The organism is Streptomyces sp. NPDC051207 (assembly GCF_040682395.1).
Taxonomy (GTDB): domain Bacteria; phylum Actinomycetota; class Actinomycetes; order Streptomycetales; family Streptomycetaceae; genus Streptomyces.
On the sequence record NZ_JBFBAX010000032.1, the window covers coordinates 39,745 to 57,918 of the forward strand.

Annotated in this window: 14 protein-coding genes and 2 pseudogenes; 11 read left to right on the forward strand and 5 right to left on the reverse strand. The window is 76.0% G+C overall.

The annotated features are described in order from the left end of the window. The first annotated feature begins 79 nt into the window (after positions 1-79). From AB0M97_RS25695 to AB0M97_RS25740, 10 genes and pseudogenes are all read left to right on the forward strand, one after another. Complete coding sequence (locus AB0M97_RS25695) at positions 80-1,066, forward strand: iron ABC transporter permease (RefSeq protein ID WP_365963365.1); 987 nt, start codon at positions 80-82, stop codon at positions 1,064-1,066. A gap of 277 nt (positions 1,067-1,343) precedes the next feature. After that, a complete protein-coding gene (locus AB0M97_RS25700) occupies positions 1,344-2,351 on the forward strand; it encodes an iron ABC transporter permease (protein ID WP_365963338.1) in 1,008 nt (335 codons plus the stop codon). Between the two features lie 19 nt (positions 2,352-2,370). Next, positions 2,371-3,187: pseudogene (locus tag AB0M97_RS25705) on the forward strand (ABC transporter ATP-binding protein); the annotation flags it as partial. Between the two features lie 61 nt (positions 3,188-3,248). Beyond that, on the forward strand, positions 3,249-3,362 hold the full coding sequence (gene amiA / locus AB0M97_RS25710; RefSeq protein WP_279547552.1) for a streptamidine family RiPP: 114 nt from the start codon (positions 3,249-3,251) through the stop codon (positions 3,360-3,362). A 97-nt stretch (positions 3,363-3,459) separates the two neighbouring features. Beyond that, positions 3,460-4,281, forward strand: coding sequence for a hypothetical protein (locus AB0M97_RS25715; RefSeq protein ID WP_365963339.1), 822 nt, complete (start codon positions 3,460-3,462; stop codon positions 4,279-4,281). After that, the gene (locus AB0M97_RS25720; protein WP_365963340.1) at positions 4,278-5,762 is read left to right on the forward strand and encodes a CocE/NonD family hydrolase; all 1,485 of its coding nucleotides are present in this window, start codon (positions 4,278-4,280) and stop codon (positions 5,760-5,762) included. Before AB0M97_RS25715 ends, AB0M97_RS25720 begins: the two co-directional genes overlap by 4 nt. Beyond that, entirely contained in the window at positions 5,759-7,138 is a 1,380-nt protein-coding gene (locus AB0M97_RS25725; protein WP_365963341.1) for a YcaO-like family protein, read from the forward strand. The genes AB0M97_RS25720 and AB0M97_RS25725 overlap by 4 nt, the downstream gene beginning before the upstream one ends. An 8-nt stretch (positions 7,139-7,146) precedes the next feature. Further along, positions 7,147-8,346 carry a SagB/ThcOx family dehydrogenase gene (locus tag AB0M97_RS25730; RefSeq protein ID WP_365963342.1) on the forward strand — a complete coding sequence of 400 codons (1,200 nt, stop codon included), beginning with the start codon at positions 7,147-7,149 and terminating at the stop codon, positions 8,344-8,346. Beyond that, positions 8,343-10,088, forward strand: coding sequence for an ATP-binding cassette domain-containing protein (locus AB0M97_RS25735; protein ID WP_365963343.1), 1,746 nt, complete (start codon positions 8,343-8,345; stop codon positions 10,086-10,088). Before AB0M97_RS25730 ends, AB0M97_RS25735 begins: the two co-directional genes overlap by 4 nt. Beyond that, entirely contained in the window at positions 10,085-11,830 is a 1,746-nt protein-coding gene (locus AB0M97_RS25740) for an ABC transporter ATP-binding protein (protein ID WP_365963344.1), read from the forward strand. The genes AB0M97_RS25735 and AB0M97_RS25740 overlap by 4 nt, the downstream gene beginning before the upstream one ends. A gap of 75 nt (positions 11,831-11,905) precedes the next feature. Here the strand turns inward: AB0M97_RS25740 and AB0M97_RS25745 are convergent, their stop codons facing one another. From AB0M97_RS25745 to AB0M97_RS25755, 3 genes and pseudogenes are all read right to left on the reverse strand, one after another. After that, positions 11,906-12,310, reverse strand: a complete 405-nt coding sequence (locus AB0M97_RS25745) for a (2Fe-2S) ferredoxin domain-containing protein (protein ID WP_365963345.1) — start codon at positions 12,308-12,310, stop codon at positions 11,906-11,908. 53 nt (positions 12,311-12,363) lie between these two features. After that, positions 12,364-12,546 (reverse strand): annotated as a pseudogene (locus AB0M97_RS25750) (TetR/AcrR family transcriptional regulator); the annotation flags it as partial. A gap of 107 nt (positions 12,547-12,653) precedes the next feature. Beyond that, the gene (locus AB0M97_RS25755; protein ID WP_365963346.1) at positions 12,654-13,037 is read right to left on the reverse strand and encodes a DUF5997 family protein; all 384 of its coding nucleotides are present in this window, start codon (positions 13,035-13,037) and stop codon (positions 12,654-12,656) included. A 58-nt stretch (positions 13,038-13,095) separates the two neighbouring features. Between AB0M97_RS25755 and AB0M97_RS25760 the strand changes: the two genes are divergently transcribed. Further along, positions 13,096-13,866: a LysR substrate-binding domain-containing protein gene (locus tag AB0M97_RS25760; RefSeq protein WP_365963347.1), complete on the forward strand. Its 771-nt coding sequence runs from the start codon at positions 13,096-13,098 to the stop codon at positions 13,864-13,866. Positions 13,867-13,939: 73 nt separating this feature from the next. Here AB0M97_RS25760 and AB0M97_RS25765 read toward each other — a convergent pair whose 3' ends face one another. Next, entirely contained in the window at positions 13,940-14,992 is a 1,053-nt protein-coding gene (locus AB0M97_RS25765) for a helix-turn-helix domain-containing protein (RefSeq protein ID WP_365963348.1), read from the reverse strand. Positions 14,993-15,202: 210 nt separating this feature from the next. Then, positions 15,203-18,022, reverse strand: a complete 2,820-nt coding sequence (locus tag AB0M97_RS25770; RefSeq protein ID WP_365963349.1) for a beta-L-arabinofuranosidase domain-containing protein — start codon at positions 18,020-18,022, stop codon at positions 15,203-15,205. Between the last annotated feature and the right edge of the window lie 152 nt (positions 18,023-18,174).

The window sequence follows — 18,174 nt, forward strand, 5'->3', positions numbered from 1 at the left end:
CGCCCACCCGGACCAAGTCGTCGCCGGACCGGCCGCGCGCACCCGAGGGCGGTGGCAACTGGCCGCCGTGCTCGGGCTGCTGCTCGTCGCGTCCGGCTGCGCGCTGACTCTGGGCACGCCCTGGGTCGCGCCGCACCGGCTGCCCGGTGCGCTGCTGGAGGGGGACGCCTCACTCGCCGGGATCGTCGTCGGCGAACTGCGCCTGCCCCGGCTGGTACTGGCGCTCGTGGCCGGTGCCTGCCTGGGCGCGGCGGGCCTCGTGCTCCAGGAGGCGCTGCGCAATCCGCTGGCCGTGCCCGAGATGCTGGGCGTCTCCTCGGGTGCCGCGCTGGGCGTCGCCGCGCCGCTCGTGCTGGCCGTGTCCCTGCCCGCCGCCGTCCAGCCGCTGCTCGCCATCGGCGGGGCCGTGCTGGGCGGCGGACTCACGCTGCTCGCGGCCGGTCTGGGGCGCAGCCCGTCGGCGGTCCTGCTGACCGGGGCCGCCGTCGCCGCCGCGTTGCAGGCCGCGCTGCTGGTCCTCATGGTGATGGCCGACCAGCTCGACCTCCAGCTCATCTACCGCTATCTGCTCGGTTCGCTCTCCGGTCGCACCTGGGAGGACGTCACGGGGCTGTGGCCGTGGCTGCTGGTGGCCGTTCCGGCGCTGGTGCTGTGCGCGCCGGTGCTGTCGGTGCTGCGGCTCGGCGACGAGGACGCCGAGGCGCTGGGTGTGCGGGCGCAGCGCGCCCGGTTCGCCGCGCTGGCCATCGCGATCGTGCTGATCGCCCCCGTGACGGCCGTGTGCGGGCCGGTGGCCTGGGTCGGGTTCCTCGCCCCGCATCTGGCGCGCCGGCTCGCGCCCGCCGCCGACGCGGTGCGCTGGCTGCCGTGGTCGGCGGCGTGGGGCGCGGTCGTGGTGGCCGTCGCCGATGTCCCGGCCCGCCTCGCACTCGCCCCCGTCGAGACACCCGCCGGCGCCTGGACGGCACTGCTCGGGGTGCCGGCCGGGGTCGCGTTGCTGCGGTCGGGCGGTCCGAAGCGTGTTGCCAAGGCGCGTGTGGCGGTCCGGAAGGGGGCGCTGCGGTGATCCCGTGTTCCTCTGTGCGCGCCCCCGAGTGTGACTGCGGCGAGGTGCTCGTCGGGCGGTCCCCGGCGCTGCGTTCGGGTGGTCCGAAGCGCGCATCCCATGCCCGTGCGGCGGTCCGGAAGGGGGGCGCTGCGGTGATCCGGCGTTTCCCTGTGCTCGTTGTCGTGTGCGTCTACGGCGAATCGATTGTCGGGCGGGGGATGTCCCCGGCGTTGCGGGCGCGTCCGCCGAAGCGCGCATCGAGGCCCTGTGCGGCGGTCCGGAAGGGGGCGCTGCGGTGATCCGGCGTTTCACCGCGCTCGCGGCTCTCGTCCTCGTGTGTGCCTGCGTCGAGTTGCTCGCCGGGCGGGGCATGTCCCCGGCCGTGGCCTGGGACGTACTCGGCGGAGGCGGTGACCCGACCGAGCGGCACATCTTCTTCCAGCTCCGGCTGCCCAGGCTGCTGGTGGCCCTCGGAGCCGGAGCCTGCCTGGGGATCGCCGGGCTCGTTCTGCAGTCCGCGCTGCGCAATCCGCTCGCCGGACCGGAGGTCACGGGCGTGACGCCGGGCGCGGTGCTCGGGGCCGTCACCGCGACCGGCCTCGGACTCGCGGGCTGGGAGTCGCCCCTCGCCGTGGTCGTCGCCGCGTGCGTGGGCGGCTGCACCGGGGCCGCGCTGCTGTGGCTGCTCGCCGGGCGCGGCACGGGCGACCCGGCACAGACCGCCGTGCACGGGGTGCTCGTGTCGGCGGTGCTCGGCGGACTCACCGCCATGGTGCTGCTGGTCGCGCCGGGCGAACTGGGCAGCGTCGTCCAGTGGCTCGTCGGCACCACGGAGGGCCGGGTGTGGCAGCACTGGCACCTGCTGTGGCCCTGGGCGTTGCTCTGGGGCGCCGTGGCCTGGCTGCTGTCCGGCCCGCTGACCCTGCTGCGCTGCGGGGACGAACTCGCCCGTGCGGCCGGGCTGTCCGCGGCTCGCGCCCGGACCGCCGCCCTGCTGTGCGCGGTGGCGCTGACGGCCGGAGCGGTGGCCGCGGTCGGCGCGCTCGGCTTCGTCGGGCTCCTCGTGCCGCACGTCGCCGTGAGCGTCTTCGGCGCCGACCTGCGCGTGGCGCTGCCCGGCGCCGCCCTCACCGGGGCGGCCGTGGTGTGCGGGGCGGACGCGGCGGCGCAGCTCGTGTCACGGCTGCTGGTGGTGGCGCTGGACACCGGACGGTTCACGGTGCCCGTCGGGGCGCTCACCACCTGCATCGGTGCCGCGCTGCTGCTGATCGTCGTGCGCCGCGCGCCCGGCCGGACCTTCTGACGTCGACGGAGGACAGACCATGACCGAATCCGTGGGAATCCGTGTCGAGGGAGCCCGCTTCGGCTACCCCGGCAGACCCGTGCTGCGCGGCGTCGACATGACCGTCGAACCGGGCGAGTTGACCGCCCTCATCGGTCTCAACGGCTGCGGCAAGTCGACGCTCCTCAGGCTCGCCGCCGGACTGCTGCGCCCCGACGAGGGGCGCGTCCTGCTCGGCGGCGACGACCTCGCCCGGCTCTCCCGGCGGGCCACGGCCCGGCGTGTCGCGCTGCTGCACCAGTCGGCGCCGGCCGTGCCCGGCATGACGGTGCGTCAACTGGTGCGGCAGGGGCGGTACGCGGCACGCGGCCCGCTCGGAATGCTGCGCGAGGGCGACGACCCGGTCGTACGGCGGGCGCTGCGCGACGTGGGTGTGGAGCAGTGGGCCGAGCGGCCCGTGGACGCGCTGTCCGGCGGTGAGCGGCAGCGGGTCAGACTCGCCATGGCGCTCGCCCAGGACACCCGCGTCCTGCTGCTCGACGAGCCGACCACCTACCTGGACCTGCACCACCAGCTCGACGTGCTGCGCACCGTGGTGCGGCTGCGTGAGGAGCGCGCTCTCACCGTCGTGATGGTGCTGCACGACCTGGGGCACGCGGCCCGGTTCGCCGAGCGGATCGTCGCGCTGCGGGACGGGCGCGTGGTGGCCGACGGGGCGCCCAAGGAGGTCGTCACGCCCGCGCTGCTGGCGGACGTCCTGCAGGTGGCGGGCCGGGTGGGCGCGGACCCCGAGGGCGGCTGGCCGGTGTGTTACCCGGATCACCCTCTCCCCACTAGTAAATGATAATCATATTCATTACTGTGAGCTGCGCGGTGCTCGACCGAACGCCGCATCTCCCTTAATTCCAAGGAGAGTTCATGGACAACGAGCAGATCTTCACGCCGATCGCGGACCCCGGCCAGCTGGCCCACGACTCGGCCTCCCACTCCAACGCCCTCGTCGAGAACCCCTTCGACGACACCGAGGAGTGACCTGAGGGACACCACCCTCACCGACTGTGGGCCCGCCCGATGCCTTCCGGGCGGGCCCACGCCCTCCTTCCAGGCCCTTCCCGACAGGAGAAACGACGTGTCGCCCAGTCAGCTCGCACCCGGCGTAGAGGTCGTCGCCGTACCCGGACGGGGCCTTGCCGTCCGCACCGCGGACGGGGAGTTCCTCGGCGTGCGCACCGGCGACACCGACCAGGCCGCGCTCCTCGCCCGGCTCTCCGGAACCGCGACCGGCGCCGCCGACGCCGAAGTCGACCGGCTGGTCCGGGCCTTCGCGGACTCCGGGTACCTCACGGAGGAGCCGCAGACGGACGACTGGCCCGCCGAGCGCCGCGACGTCCGGCTGGTGGGCGACCCCGAACTGACCGAACCGCTCGCCGCCCACCTGCGCACGGCAGGTGCCGAGCCACGGTCCGTGTCACCCGGCCACGCCCTCGACGGCACGCCCGCCGCGCTCGTGTGGTGCCTCAACGGGCCCGTCCCGGACGGACTGTGGGACGCCGCCGACCGGCTGCCCGAACGCGGCACGGCCTGGCTGCGCTGCCACCGCGAGGGCTGGCAGGCCTACGTCGAACCCCTCGCCGCCGCCCCCGGGGACGTCACCTCGGCCCATGTCCGCGCCCGCCGCCTCGCCGCCACCCCCGCACACCGCGAACTGGACGCCTACTGGAGCGGACCCCGCACCTCCGGCGCGCCCTTCCGGCTCACCCCGCCCGCTGCCGGACTGATCGCCGCGCTCCTCGCCGACGACCTCACCCGCTGGGCCACCGGCACGCCCGGCACCGGTCAACTGCCCGCCAGGCGCCGCCTTCGGCGCGTCGACCTGCGCACGCTGACCGTCACCGAACACCCCGTGCTGCCCGTCCCCGCCGTGGCCCCGATGCCGAAGAGGGCCGGATGACCACACCCCGAACCGTGGACGTCGACGGGCTCGCCACCGACCTGCACCTCCCCGACGGCGACGGCCCCTTCCCCGCCGTCCTCGTCCGCACCCCCTACGACCGGCGGCGCCACCGCGCCGAGCTGGGCGGCTGGGCCCGGCGCGGTTTCGCCGCACTCGCCCAGGACGTACGCGGCCGGCACGCCTCGCCGGGGCAGTGGCAGCCCTACGCCGCCGAGACCACCGACGGGACCGCCACCGCCCGCTGGATCCGCCGGCAGCCCTGGAGCGACGGGCGGATCATCACCGCGGGCGCCTCCTACGCCGGATACTGCGCCCTGACCCTCGCACTCGACGCGCCCGGGGACGCCCGGCCCGACGCCGTCATCGCCGCCGTGCCCGCACCGGGCGCCGCCGACACCGCCCGCGAACCCTCCGGCGTGGAACGGCTCGCCACCCGCGCCGGATGGTGGGCCGCACACGGCGACCGGCACGACTCCGACGAACACGCCCTGGGCAAGGCCCTCGCGTCCGACCCCGACCTGCTCACGCACCTGCCGCTCACCGGCCTCCCGGCACGGCTCGGCCGCGACCTGCCGTCCTGGCCGGGACTGTGGCGGCACCGCGACCGCGGCCGGCTCGCCGCACTCGCGGCCGGTGCCCGGATGCCGCTGCTCGCGGTGGGCGGCCACCACGACCACTTCGCCGAGGACACCCTCCACCTGTGGCGCCGCTGGGGCGGCCCCTCCGCCCGCCTGCTCATGGGCCCCTGGGGACACGGACTCGTCGCCGAACCCGGCTCCGACGCCCGGCCCGAACACCGGGTCCGCCTCGGCGAGCTCTACGCCGGCTGGGCCCGCCTCGCCCTCGCCGGCCGGCTCACGGACGGGCACCACGGCGCCCTCGCGCTCGGCGGCAGCACGCTGTGGGTGCCCGCCGGCACGGAGGGCGAGCCGTACGCCCCGGTCCTCAGGGTGCTGCGCGGCGCCTCCTTCACCGCCGACCCGGACCGGCCCGTACCGTCCGACGACCTCACCGTCCCCGCCCACGGCACACCCGACCGCTGCCTCCTGGTCACGCCGCCGCTGCCGCGCCCGCTGGACCTCCTCGGGCCCGCCGAGGTGCGGCTGCGCGCCACCGCCGACACCGCCGGCGCCGACTGGTTCGCGCGGCTCGTCGCCGTCGGCCCCGGCGGCATGGCCGAGCGGCTCGCCGTCGGCGCCGCACGGCGCGCCGACCGGCCGGGACGGGCCGCCGAGTTCACGGTGCCGCTCGGCACACCCGCCCGGCGGCTGACGGCCGGAACCCGGCTGCGCCTGGAGATCACCGGGCACCACTTCCCGGCCCACGCCCGCAACCCGCACACCGGCGACGACCCGGTCACGGCCACCCGGCTGCTCGCCTCCCACCGCGAGGTCGACACCGGGCGGGTGGCGCTGCGGCTGCGCGTGCTCCGGTCCCGTCCCACCCCCACCGACCCCGTACAGGAGATCCTGCGATGACGGCGCTGCCGCTGGAAGCCCTGGTCGACCCGCTCTGCGGAGTCGTCCGCAAGATCAAGCCCGTCGAGCACCCCGCGGGCGCGCCGCCCCGCTACACCGCGCTCACCGCCGAGATCTCCGACGCGCGCCGGCTGGGCCTGTGGCCCGCCGACCGCGTGTCGCTCGGCACCACGTTCGGCGACCCCGAGGGCGCCCGGATCGCCGCGCTCGCGGAAGGCGTCGAACGCTACTGCGGCAACCGCGTCCCGCCGCCCGGCCACCCCGACGCGCCGCTGCGCGCCACCGCCGCCGAACTCACCGGCCGGGGCCTGCGGCTGTACGGGCCGGACGAACTGCCCGCCTACGCCGACTGGCAGTACGGCCGGGAGGCGTTCCCGTACCGCCCGCTCACCCCGGACACGCCCGCCCTGTGGACCCGCGGCACCGAACGGCTGCCCGGCGGGGAACGCGCCGAGGTCTGGGCGCCCGTCGCGCTCACCCACCTCAACTGGCGCCAGGGCGAACTGCGTTCACTGCCCCGCACCCACCACCTCAACTACGCGGGCATAGCCACCGGACAGGGCCTGGACGACGCGGTCGAACGCGGCCTGCTGGAGATCGTCGAACGGGACGCCCTCGAACTGTGGTGGCACCTCGACGGCCCGGCCCGCGGCATCGACCCGGCCAGCGTCCCCGGCCTCACCGACGACCTCGCCGGATCCGCGCTCGACGTGCGGCTCGTGGAGATGCCGTCGGAGTTCGCGCCCTGCATGGCGGCGCTCGTCCACGACCCCCGCCTCGGGCTGTACGCCGCCGGGTTCGCCTGCAAGTACGACCCGGCCGAGGCCGCCCGCAAGGCCGTCCTCGAAGCCGTCCACACCTGGGTCTTCACCCAGGGGCTCACCGGCCCCGACGGGTGGGTGTTCCAGGCCGTCGAGGCCGGACTGCTCGCCCGCGGCCTCTACCTGGACCACCGCGCCGACGGCCGCTACCTCGACGCGTGCGGCCCGCACTTCGAGCACGTGCGGGACCTCGGCGCGCACGTCCAGGTGTGGCTGGACGAGCGGATGGCGCCCGAGGCCCGCCGGTTCACCGAACCCGCCGGGGGAGTCGTACCAATCGACGCGGTCGAGCCCGGCAGCCGCGACCGGCTGGAGCGGGCGCTGCACGACGCCGGCCACCGCGTCATGACGTTCGACCTGACCACCGAGGACGTCGCCGAGACACCACTGCGGGTCGCCCGCGTCCTGGTGTCCGGGCTGATACCCAACGCCCCCGCCGCGTTCGGCTACTTCGGCAGCCCGCGGTTCGCCGAAGCCGCCGCCGGCCGGGGCTGGCGGACGACCGCGCCGACCGCGCCGGAGGACTTCACGCTGGCCCCTCCGCCGCACATGTGAGGCCGCCCGTGGATCTCGTCACCGCCCTCGCCCGCGCCCGTTCCCCCGAGGTGCCCGGCCCCGACACGCCCGCCGGGGCCCCCGTCCGCGCCTGGCCCGGCCCGCCGCGCCCCGTCCCGGACAGCCGCCCCGGGGAACTCCCGCTGGAGCGGCTGCTGCGCCTGTCCCTCGCGGCCTCCGACCGCGCCGGACGGCTCCGCCCGGCCGCATCGGCCGGCGCCCTGCACCCCGTGGACGCCGAACTCGTCGTCGGCCCGCGCTGCCCCCTGCCGCCCGGGCGTTACGGCTACGACCCCGTGGCGCACCGCGTCCACCACCTCGGGCCCGCCGACGCGCCGCCCGGGGCGACCGTGGAGCTGCGGGTCACCCCGCAACGCACCGTCTCCCACTACGGGCACCGCGCCTGGCCGCTGCTCCTGCTGGACACCGGCCACGCCGCGGCGGCGGTGTGGGCGGGGGCGTGGGCCGTGGGGACGGCGGAGGCGGGGCTTCGCCTGGACGGGAGCGGAGACCGGGACGGGAGCGGGAGAGGACTCGGGGAGGGGAGCGGGTTCACGAGCGGGAACGGGCCGGGGGAGGGCAGTGGGCTCGGAGAGGGGTGCGGACCCGGGGAGGGGGCGCCTCTGGCCGCCGTGCACGTGCCCGTGCCGCAAGGGCGGCGGCCGGTGGAGGTGTCCCCGGCACCCGAGTGGGCACCGCTCCCCGGCGACCTCCCGGCACGCCGCAGCGCCCCGCCGCCCCTGCCCGGCACCCCGCCTGCCGACACCCTGCGCGACGTCCTGGCCGCCGCCACCGCCGCGGCCGCCGGTGAGGTCGGGTGGTGCGTCGCCGTCGGCGGACCCCGGCCGGGGCTGGTCGAGCTGGCCGAGGACGGCGGCCTGCGGCGGTTCGCCGCCGGGGACGCCCGGCCCACGCTGGCCGCCTGGGCCGCCGGGCAGGCCTGGATCGCGGACGCGGGCGCCGTGCTGCTCGCCCGCGGGTGCCCCGCCGACGCCGACACCCGGCACATCCTGCGCGCCCACCTGCACGCCGGGTTCGCCGTCCACATCGCTCATCTGACCGCCGTACGACGGGGCCTGGCGGCCCGGCCCGTCGGCTCCTGGCAGCAGGCGGACCTCGGCGCCGCGCTGGGCGCCGCGCCGGGACGGGACTGGGTCGTGCACGGCCTGGTCCTGGGCACCGTTCACCCCGAGGAGAGAACCCCTTGATCGTCCACCCCGAGCTGCGCCGCGCCGCACGGCACGCCCGCCGTCCCCTGCTCACGGCCACCCTGTTGCAGGGCGCCGTCACCCTCACCCACCTCGCCCAGGCCGTACTGCTCGCCGTCGCCCTGGCCGCACTGGCCCGCGGTGAGACCGACCGGCTGCCGCCGCTGCTCGGCGCGGTCCTCGGCGTCGTCCTCGCCCGCGCCGTACTCGCGTCCTGGCAGCGGCGCACCGCCACCCGCGCCGGGGCCCGGGTCCGGGTGCGGCTGCGCGACGAACTCGTCGCCCACCTCGGACGGCTCGGCGCCGCCCATCTGACGACCGCCCGCGCGGGCGCCGTCCGCACCACCCTGGTCGACGGGGTGGAGGGCGTCGACGCCTACGTCTCCCGCTACCTGCCCCAGCTCATCGTCACCCTCGCCGTGCCGCCGCTGCTGCTCGCCGGGCTGGCCGTCGTCGAACCGGCCGCGCTGCTCGGCCTCGTGCCCGCGCTGCTGCTCGCCCTCGCCGGGCCGCGCGCCTGGGACCGGCTGCTCGCCGAGCGCGGCAAGGAACACTGGGACACCTACGAAGGTCTCGGCGCCGACTATCTGGAGGCCCTCCAGGGCATGCCCGCGCTGCGCGCCGCCGGTGCCGTAGGCCGTACCCGGCAGCGGCTGGAGGAACGCTCGGCGGCACTGCACCGGGCCACCGTCGCCAAGCTCCGCGTCTCCCTCGTCGACACCGGCATCACCGATCTGGCCATCCAGGGCGGCACCGCGGCCGCGGCGCTGCTCGCCTGCTGGTCGGCCGTCACCGGGTCCACCACGGCGACGGGCACCTATCTGGTGCTGCTGCTGTCCTCCGAGTGCTTCCGTCCGGTGCGCGACCTGTCCCGTGAGTGGCACGCCGGGTACCTGGGGGTCTCCGCGGCGGACGGGCTCGCCGCCCTGCGCACCGCCGAGCCGGCCGTCCCCGACACCGGGACCGTGCGGGCACGGTGGCCGCAGCCGCCCGAAGTGCGCTTTGAGGACGTGGAGTTCACCTACGGAGACGGCGCGGATGCCGCCCCGGCCGTGCACGGCGTCACCTTCACCGCCGAGGCCGGGCGCACCACCGCACTCGTCGGCCCCTCGGGCGCGGGCAAGTCCACCCTGCTCGCCCTGCTGCTGCGCCACCGCGCCCCGCGGCACGGCCGGATCACCGTCGCCGGCCGGGACGTGGCCGACTACACGCTCGACTCCCTGCGCCGCGGCATCGCCGTCGTCTCCCAGGAGACGTACCTGTTCCACGCCTCCATATCCGACAACCTGCGCCTGGCCCGGCCGGACGCCACCGACGACGAACTGGTCCGCGCCGCACGGACCGCCGGCATCCACGACGAGATCGACGCGCTCCCCGACGGCTACGCGACCGTCCTCGGCGAACGCGGCGCCACCCTGTCCGGCGGACAGCGCCAGCGCCTCGCCCTCGCCCGCGCCCTGCTGGCCGACGCGCCCGTGCTCGTCCTCGACGAGGCCACCAGCGCCGTGGACGAACGCCGTGAGGCGGACATCGTCCGCGAACTGCTGAACGCGGCCGGCGGGCGCACCGTCCTGGTCGTCGCGCACCGGCTCGCCGCCGTCCGGCACGCCGACCGCATCGTGGTGCTCGACGGCGGCCGGGTGGACGCCGTCGGCACCCACGACGACCTCGTACGGGCCGGAGGCGTCTACACCGAGCTCGTCACGGCGGGCCGCACCCATGAAGGAGAGCTCGCCGCATGAGCAGCCCCACCACGGCCGCCGCCCCGACCGACCGCGGATCCCTGCGTGCCCTGCTGCCCGCCCTCGCCGGGCACCGCGCCATGATGGCCCGCACGTGCCTCGCCGCGCTCGTCGAACAGGCCAGCCTGGTCGCCCTGCTGACGCTGGCCGCGCACACCGTCGGCACCGCCGTCATCGAGGACCGCGCCCTCTCGGGCGGCATGGTCACCGCGCTCGTCGTCCTCGCCCTCGTGCGCGCCCTGACCACCTGGCACGAGATGGACCTCTCGCACGACCTGGCCTACCGGGTGCTGGCCGGGCTGCGCGTACGCGTCTTCGACGGGCTCGCGCGCAGCGCGCCCGCCCGGGTCGCCGGCCGGCGCAGCGGGGACCTCGCCGCCACCGCGATGGCCGACGTGGAGGCGCTGGAGTTCTTCTACGCCCACACCACTGCCCAACTCCTCGCCTCCGGCGTGGTGTTCACGGGTGGGGCGGTGCTGCTGGCGGTGGTCGAGCCGTGGCTGCTGGCGGCCGTGCTGCCGGTCGCCGTGCTGCTCGCCGTGGCGCCCTTCGCCGACGCGCGCGGGCGGGCGGCGCGCGGCGCGCGCACCCGGGAGGCCGCGACGAAGCTCTCCGCCGACACCGTGGAGACCGTCGACGGGCTGCGCGAACTGCTCACGTTCGGACGGCTCGCCGAACGGCGGCAGCGACTCGCCGAACAGGGCCGCCGGGTCGGCGACGCCCAGCGGGCGGAGGCCGGCCGGGAGGCGACGGCCGCGGCGGCGCGGGACCTGCTCATCGTCCTCGCGGTCCTCGGCGTGGTGGCCGCCGCCGCGCAGTCCGTGACGGCCGGGCGGCTGCACGGCGCGTGGGCCCCCGCCGCGATGGCGCTCGCCCTGTCGGTACTGGGCCCGGTCGCCGAGTCGGCGAGGGCGCTGAGCCAGGCCGTGGCGCTGCGCGCCGCCGCGGCACGGGTCCGCGCGGCCCTCGACGCGCCCGCCCTCGCCCCGCCGCCCGCCACGCCCCGCCCGCTGCCCCCCGGGCCGCTGGGCGTCGCACTGCGCGGCGTGAGCTTCGACTACGGCGGGCGGCCGGTGCTGGACGGGGTGGAGCTGACGGTTCCCGCCGGGCAGACCCTCGCCCTGGTCGGCGCCTCGGGTGCCGGCAAGTCGACCTGTGCCCACCTGCTGGCCCGGTTCTGGGACCCCGCCACGGGCGCCGTCCTGCTGCTGCCCGCGGACGGCGCCCCCGTCGACCTGCGCGACCTGGCCGACGCCGAACTGCGCCGCGCCGTCGCCCTGGTGGGTCAGGACACGCCCCTCTTCCACGGCACCCTCGCGGAGAACCTGCGTCTGTCCGCGCCGGACGCCGACGACGCACTGCTCGCCGAGACGGCCCGGCTGTGCGGCGTCGACCGGATCGCCCCGCTGGACTCCCTCGTCGGGGAGCGCGGCGGCACGCTGTCCGGCGGCCAGCGCGCCCGCATCGCCCTCGCCCGGGCCCTGCTGGCGCGCCCCCGGGTCCTCGTCCTGGACGAGACGACCGCCCACCTGGACAACGCGGGTGACGCCCGGCTCGCCGCCGCCCTCGACACGGGCGAGCGCACGACGATCGTCATCGCCCACCGCCCGGCCACCGTCCGCCGCGCCGACCGCATCGCGGTCCTGGAGCACGGCCGCGTCGCGGAGGAGGGCACGTGGAACGAGCTGACGGCCCGTCCCGGCAGCGCGCTCAACCGGGTGCTGGCCGTCGCACCGGTCTGATCCGGGGAACGTCCCGTACCTCACCCGTCGGCGGCAGCCCTCACCGGCGTACGGCGAAACCACCGGCGGAAGGCCTCACCGCCGCACGCGCACCCGCGCCTCCCGCGGCGCAGGAATGAACTGCAGGCGCAGTGTGGCCGGTGGCTCGGTGATGCCCGGGCCGCCTGCCGTGGCCCAGTTCAGCAGGTCGTCCGTGCAGTCGTCGTCCATGGCGAAACCGACCCAGACGGCACGGCCCCCGGCCAGCCGCCCCGCGGTGGAGGGTTGCACGACGACGACGTTGGCCCGGTCGCAGGGGCCGAGGCAGTCCGTCGTGCGTACCGCGAACCGGCCGCCGGAACCGGCCGCGCCGGCCCGGAGCCGGTCCAGCTGCCAGGCGTGGTCGGTGCCGGGGTGCTTGCGGGGATTGCCGCAGCAGCAGCCCCGGCACACGACGATCGTGCAGGGCCGGTGCGCGGCGCGGACGGCGGCGTGGCTCACGGGGTCTCCGAAGGGGGCGGGCCGGACGGGGGCGCGGGAGGCGGGGCCGTGTCTCACCCGGCCGCCGGCCCGCGTGCCCCGGCCCGCGGGCCGTCCATCACGAGGTCCAGCAGGCGGGCGGCGCGGGGCCGGCAGTCGCTGCGCGGGTCGATCTGCCAGAGGCCGGCGATGGCGAGTACGAGGTCGTCCGCGGTCACTGCGGGCCGGACGGTGCCGGCCTTCTCGTTGGCGCGGAGCGGACCGGCTGAAGGTGCCCGCCCGGCGCACGTGACCACACGCGTGCCCCTCTCCGGCACGGCACCGGCGAGGGGCACGGCGAGTGACGCGGGTCCGGCCGACCGGATTATTCGGCCCGCTCGGACTGCTGCTCCTTCAGGCGCGCCGCCTCCTTGCGGACCTCGGCCTGCGTGGCGCGCTCCCGCTCCAGCCACTTGGGACGCTCCTCCTTCAGGGCCTCGATCTGCTCGGTGGTCAGCGGCTCGGTGACGCCGCCGCGCGCGAGCCCGGAGATCGACACGCCCAGCTTCGCCGCCACCACCGGCCGGGGATGCGGGCCGGTGCGCCGCAGCTCCCGCAGCCACTCGGGCGGATCGGCCTGCAGGGCGTTCAGCTCGGCGCGTGAGACGACACCCTCACGGAACTCGGCGGGGGTGGCCTCGAGGTACACACCCAGTTTCTTCGCCGCGGTCGCGGGCTTCATCGTCTGGGTGCTCTGGTGCGACTTCATGCCGACCAGGGTATCGAGCGCGTGACCGGTTCCCGACCGCGCCCGGTAGCCTGGCCCGGTGACAGGCCCGGCAGAAACCCCCTCGTTCCGGCTCGTGTACGTCCCCGGTGTGACGCCCGACAAGTGGTTGCGCGTGTGGAACGAGCGGCACCGTGACACCCCGCTGACGCTGCTCCAGGCACCCGCCGCCGAGGCGCGGGACCTGCTGGCCGGCGGCGGCGCGGACGCGGGTCTGGTCCGGCTGCCGGTGGACCGCGCGGTCCTCAGCGCGATCCCGCTCTACACGGAGCAGACGGTCGTCGTGGTGCCCAAGGACCACCTCGTGACGGCGGTGGACGAGGTGTGCCCGCAGGACCTGGCCGACGACATCGTGCTGCACCCCCTCGACGACGTCCTGGACTGGGAGCGGGGGCTGCCCGGCCGGCCCGCGCTGGAGCGGCCCGCGACCACCGCGGACGCGATCGAGCTGGTCGCGGCCGGTATCGGCGTGCTCGTCGTGCCGCTGTCACTGGCCCGGCTGCACCACCGCAAGGACCTCACCCACCGGCCGCTGAAGGATGCCCCCGAGTCGCGGGTCGCGCTGTCGTGGCCGGAGGCGGCGACCACCGACCACGTGGAGGACTTCATCGGCATCGTCCGGGGCCGCACGGTCAACAGCACCCGCGGCCGGGCGCAATCCCAGGCGGGCACCCGCGAAAAACCGACCGGACGCAAGACCGGCACCGGCAAGGCAGGAACGGGCAAGGCAGGAGCCAAGGGTGCCGGTGCCCGCCGCGCGTCCGGCGCGCCGAAGGGCGCCCGCCGAGGCAAGCCCCGCGGGCGCTCGTAGCCACGGCACCGCACCGGCCAGGGCACGCGGCGCCTCCCGGCGGTCGCCGCGCCGTCCCGTCCCCGCGGCGGCCTCAGAGGTCGTTCGCGGGCCAGCCCAGCAGGCGGGCGCCGATCACGGCCGTCTGGAGCGTGTAGCGGTGCACCGGGTCGGACGGGTCGGCGCCCGTGAGGCCGCGGATGCGTTCCAGCCGGTAGGTCAGGGCGCGCACGCTCAGGCTGAGGCGGCGGGCGGCCTCGGCGGCGGTGCAGCCCGACTCGAAGTACACCTCCAGCGTGCGCAGCAGCGGCTCGGCGCCGCCCCGGGCCTCCCGCAGCGGCCCCAGCGCGCTCAGCACCAGGTCGGCCATCGCCTGCCGGTCCCGGGTGAGCACCGGGTAGACCAGCAGGTCCGCGGCGCGCAGCACCGGCTCGTCCAACTCCAGGCGCTCGGCGAGGTCGAGGGTGCTCAGCGCCTCCTCGTACGAGTGCACCACGCCGCCCGCGCCGGGCTGTGGGCGCCCGATGGCCACCCGGCTGAAGCCGGTGGCCGCGTGCGCCTGCTTCGCGAAGTACGTCAGCACCTCGTCCTGTTCGCCGGGCGCGACGCAGATCAGCAGCCCGTTCTTGGTGGTGAGCAGGGTGCGCCGGTCGCCGAAGCGGGCGTTGAGCGCGGCCTCGACCCGACGGGTGACGGGGGCGGTGTCGTCGTAGGTCTCCGGGCCCCGGGCGACCGCGACCGCGTGCGCCCGGGACAGCACGAGCCCGAACCGCTCGGCGCGTTCGGCGAGCCGCCCCAGGTCGCTGCGGCCGTACAGCAGGTCGTCGATGAACTCCCGGCGCGCGGCCTCCTCCTGCCGTACGGCGAGCCGCTGGGCCCGCTCGTAGCCCTCGGCGAACGCGTCGACGGCCTGGGAGACGGCGGCGAGCACGTGGTCCGCCGAACCGGCGCCGCCGGGCCAGCACTCCCGGGTGGCCTCCAGGTGCTGCCGGACGAGCGCGCGCAGGCTCAGCCCCTCGTCCGCCGCGCGCTCCCCGAGGGCGCGGCGGGCCTGGAGTTCGTCCCGGGTGAGCCGGCGCCCGGTCGCCGACACCTCGGCCAGGATCTCGGCGTAGCCCTCCAGATGGTCCCGCGCGGGCCCGCCCACGTGTCCCCCTTGCTGTGTCCTTGACGCCGTGGACGCCTGGTTGACGGCGTCCGGCACGGGGAGGCTAGTCAACATTGCCGGAACACGGCAATGCGCGGCGGGGCCCGGCGAGTGCAGGATGCCGGTGGGGAGCCGCAGGGCCCCCGGCGCGGACGGCCCGGGACGGCGGTCCGCGCCGGGTGCCCTGCACGTCCCCGTCCCGCACCGTCCTCAGGGCGCGTACGTGGCCCGCCGTGCCGTGCTCACCACCTGTGCGCCGTCGGCCTCCGCGAGCAGCCCGGCGGAGACCCAGGCCGCCACGGTGGACCGCACCCGCGCCATGAGCGCCCCCTTGCCGGCGAACGGTGCCCCGGCCCAGATCTCGTCCAGCAGTGTGGTGCCGTCGGCCTTCGCCGGGTTGGCGACGCCGGCGTCGATGCCGCCGAACACCACGCGCGGCTCGGACCGGCGGACGTACGCGTGTGTCGGGTCCTCGGTGCCCTCATGGAACGGCGCCCACTCGACGCCGTCCAGCGTGAAGTGCAGCGGCGTGCCGGGCACGGGGGTGAGGCTCGGCAGCAGATCGCCGGAGAGGCCCGCGTTGCGGTAGAGGCCGACCTTCAGGTGCGCGGTCGCCGGGTCGCGGGCGACGAGGTTGACCGGCCCGAGGAAGAGGGTCTGCAGCGTCGGGTCGTCGAGGGCTTTCTCCACCCGCAGCCGGAACGGCACGGACACCCGTACGGTGTCGCCGCCGCGCCAGTTCCGGGACACGCCGAAGTAGCTGCCGGGCACCGGGTTCCCGGGCACGGCGCGGCCGTTGACCGTCACCCGGAATCCGGCGTCCGCCCAGGCCGGCACGCGCAGCCGCAGTTCGAAGGAGGCGCCGCCGCCCCCGATGGCGAGCGTGCTGCCCTGCTCCCTGGGGTAGTCGGTGGTCTGCGTGACGGTGACGCCCTTCTCGGCCCATGTCAGCGTGGAGGGGCTGTAGAGGTTGACGTACAGGGCGCTGCCGTCGGCCCGCGCGAAGTACACCGAGTCCTGGTACTTGGTGGCGCTCTCCATGCCGGTGCCCTCGCAGCAGGTGGTGCCCTGCTTGGGCGTGTAGTCCCGGACATGGCCGGGCGTGAGGCCGATGAAGTAGGTGACGAGCGGCTTCTCCGCGTCGGGCCGGTCCTGCTTGGAGCCGAGCACCTGGTTGTAGAGGGCCCGCTCGTAGTACTCCATGTACTTCGGGTCCTGCTCGTGGAAGAACAGCGTCCGGCTCAGCTTGAGCATGTTGTACGCGCAGCACGTCTCGGCGGTCGTCGCGCCGATCGTGCCCGCGACGATTCCGGGGGCCTTCCAGAACTCGCCGGTGCTGGTGCCGCCGATGCCGTACATGCGGCCCGGTACGACCATGTCCCAGAAGTTCCTCGCGGCCGTGAGGTAGCGCTCCTCACCCGTCTCGTCGTACAGCCGCACGTACCCGGTGAAGATCGGTATGTGCTGGTTGGCGTGCAGGCCGTCGAGGACGTCGCGGTCGCCGGCGCACGCGTCGATGAGCCGGTCCAGGTCGAACAGGCGGGCAAGCGCGAGGTGTTCGGCCTTCCCTGTGATCGTGTGCAGGTCGCACAGGGCCTCCACGATGCCGCCGAACTCGCCGCTGGAGAAGATCCCCCACATGCGCTGCAGGGTGGCCGCGGGCAGTTTCGACAGCCGGGAGTGCATCCAGTCGGCCATGCCGGACGCCAGGTCCAGCGCCCGCTCGTCGCCGGTGGCGAGACGGGCGTCGAGCAGCCCGCGCAGGATCTTGTGCGCGGTGTAGTACGGCGCCCACACCTTCGTGTAGTCGCTGCCGGTCATCGACTCCAGGTCGATGAACTGCGTCTCGGGGTACGCCGCGAGGAAGCCGGGATGGCTCGGCCCGCCCCAGGTGCGGCGCAGGGTGGCGGTCAGGTCCCGGCCGGAGGCGTCCGCGAAGGTGCTCCCGGCCGTCTCGCCGAAGCCGTAGGAGGCGAGGTCGCCGCGTCCGGCCGGGGTGTCGGCCGCCGGGGCCCTCTGCAACTGGCCGATCTCGGTGGCGGTCAGGGCCCGTGACCAGACGTGGAACTCCTCGAAGGCGCCCGCGAACACCGGGTCGGCGGGGAAGGCGGAGCGGCCGAGCCAGTGGTGCGTGAGCGTGCCGAGGGCCGCCGGGGTCAGCGTCATCGCCGTGTCGCGGGCGACGGCGGTGCCGTTGACGTAGAGCGTGCCGGTGCCGTCCGCGAGGGTCACGGCCAGGTGGCTCCACGCGTCGAGCGGCAGGGGTGCCGTGCCGTTCAGGCCCTGCTCGCCGCCGGGCCCGGAGGCGGTGATGGCGAAGCGGGGCACGCCGTTGCCGTTGCGGGCGGCGAGGTACAGGTAGCGGGTCGTGCCGTCGCCGCAGTCGAGGACGCGGGCCCAGTTCCCGGCGTGCGCGGGGCGCACCCACGCGGACAGGGTGATCGCGGAAGCATTGCCGAGGACTCCGGCGGGCAGGTCGACGTACTGGCAGGAGCCGCGGACGTTCTCCACGGCGGTGCCGAACCGGCCGCGGGTGCTCAGCACGGCCGGGTCGCGGCGCAGCGCCTCGCGCACCTCGGTCAGCGCCGTGACGACGGTGTCCGTCTTGTCGGCGAACACCCGCTCCCCGGTGCTCCGGTGGGCCTGGGCGAGCATGGTGAGGAAGTGGCCGGTGTAGTGCCCGCGCAGGTTGCCGTTGGCCTCGCCGTCCAGGCCCTCCCAGCCGCCGGGGGCCACCGCGTCCCCGGTGGGCAGGCCCGCGTTGGCGCGGAACACCTGGACCAGCCGGTTCACGTCGTAGCCGCGGGCGTGCTCCAGCATCAGCTCGCGTTTGGCGGCGAACAGGCCGGGCCGGAGCGTGACGTCCTCCAGGGCGAACGGCCGCACGGTCCAGGCGGCGGGCGCCCCGGACGCCGCGCCGCCTCCGGACGCGGCGAGACCTCGCCCGGCGCCCGCGAGGGAGCCCGCGGACGCCGCCGCGGCCCCGGTCGCGGCCTGGAGAAGGGTTCGTCTGGACAGGGGCGGTGCCATGGGTGCTCCTCCATGGGTCCACGGAAGGGACGGTGCCGGTCAGTCCTCCCGCACACAGCGTTCGGTATTTCGAATGATGTGCGGGTGACCGACCAGACGATAGGTACGGGGCGGAGCAGCGTCAACGGGCCGGGAGGCACCGGTTCCGGCCG

Excerpts from the sequence above, each read along its gene's own strand:
- amiA (WP_279547552.1), top strand. The coding sequence starts at position 3,249 with ATGGACAACGAGCAGATCTTCACGCCGATCGCGGACCCCGGCCAGCTG.
- AB0M97_RS25720 (WP_365963340.1), top strand. The coding sequence starts at position 4,278 with ATGACCACACCCCGAACCGTGGACGTCGACGGGCTCGCCACCGACCTG.
- AB0M97_RS25725 (WP_365963341.1), top strand. The coding sequence starts at position 5,759 with ATGACGGCGCTGCCGCTGGAAGCCCTGGTCGACCCGCTCTGCGGAGTC.
- AB0M97_RS25740 (WP_365963344.1), top strand. The coding sequence starts at position 10,085 with ATGAGCAGCCCCACCACGGCCGCCGCCCCGACCGACCGCGGATCCCTG.
- AB0M97_RS25755 (WP_365963346.1), bottom strand. The coding sequence starts at position 13,037 with ATGAAGTCGCACCAGAGCACCCAGACGATGAAGCCCGCGACCGCGGCG.
- AB0M97_RS25770 (WP_365963349.1), bottom strand. The coding sequence starts at position 18,022 with ATGGCACCGCCCCTGTCCAGACGAACCCTTCTCCAGGCCGCGACCGGG.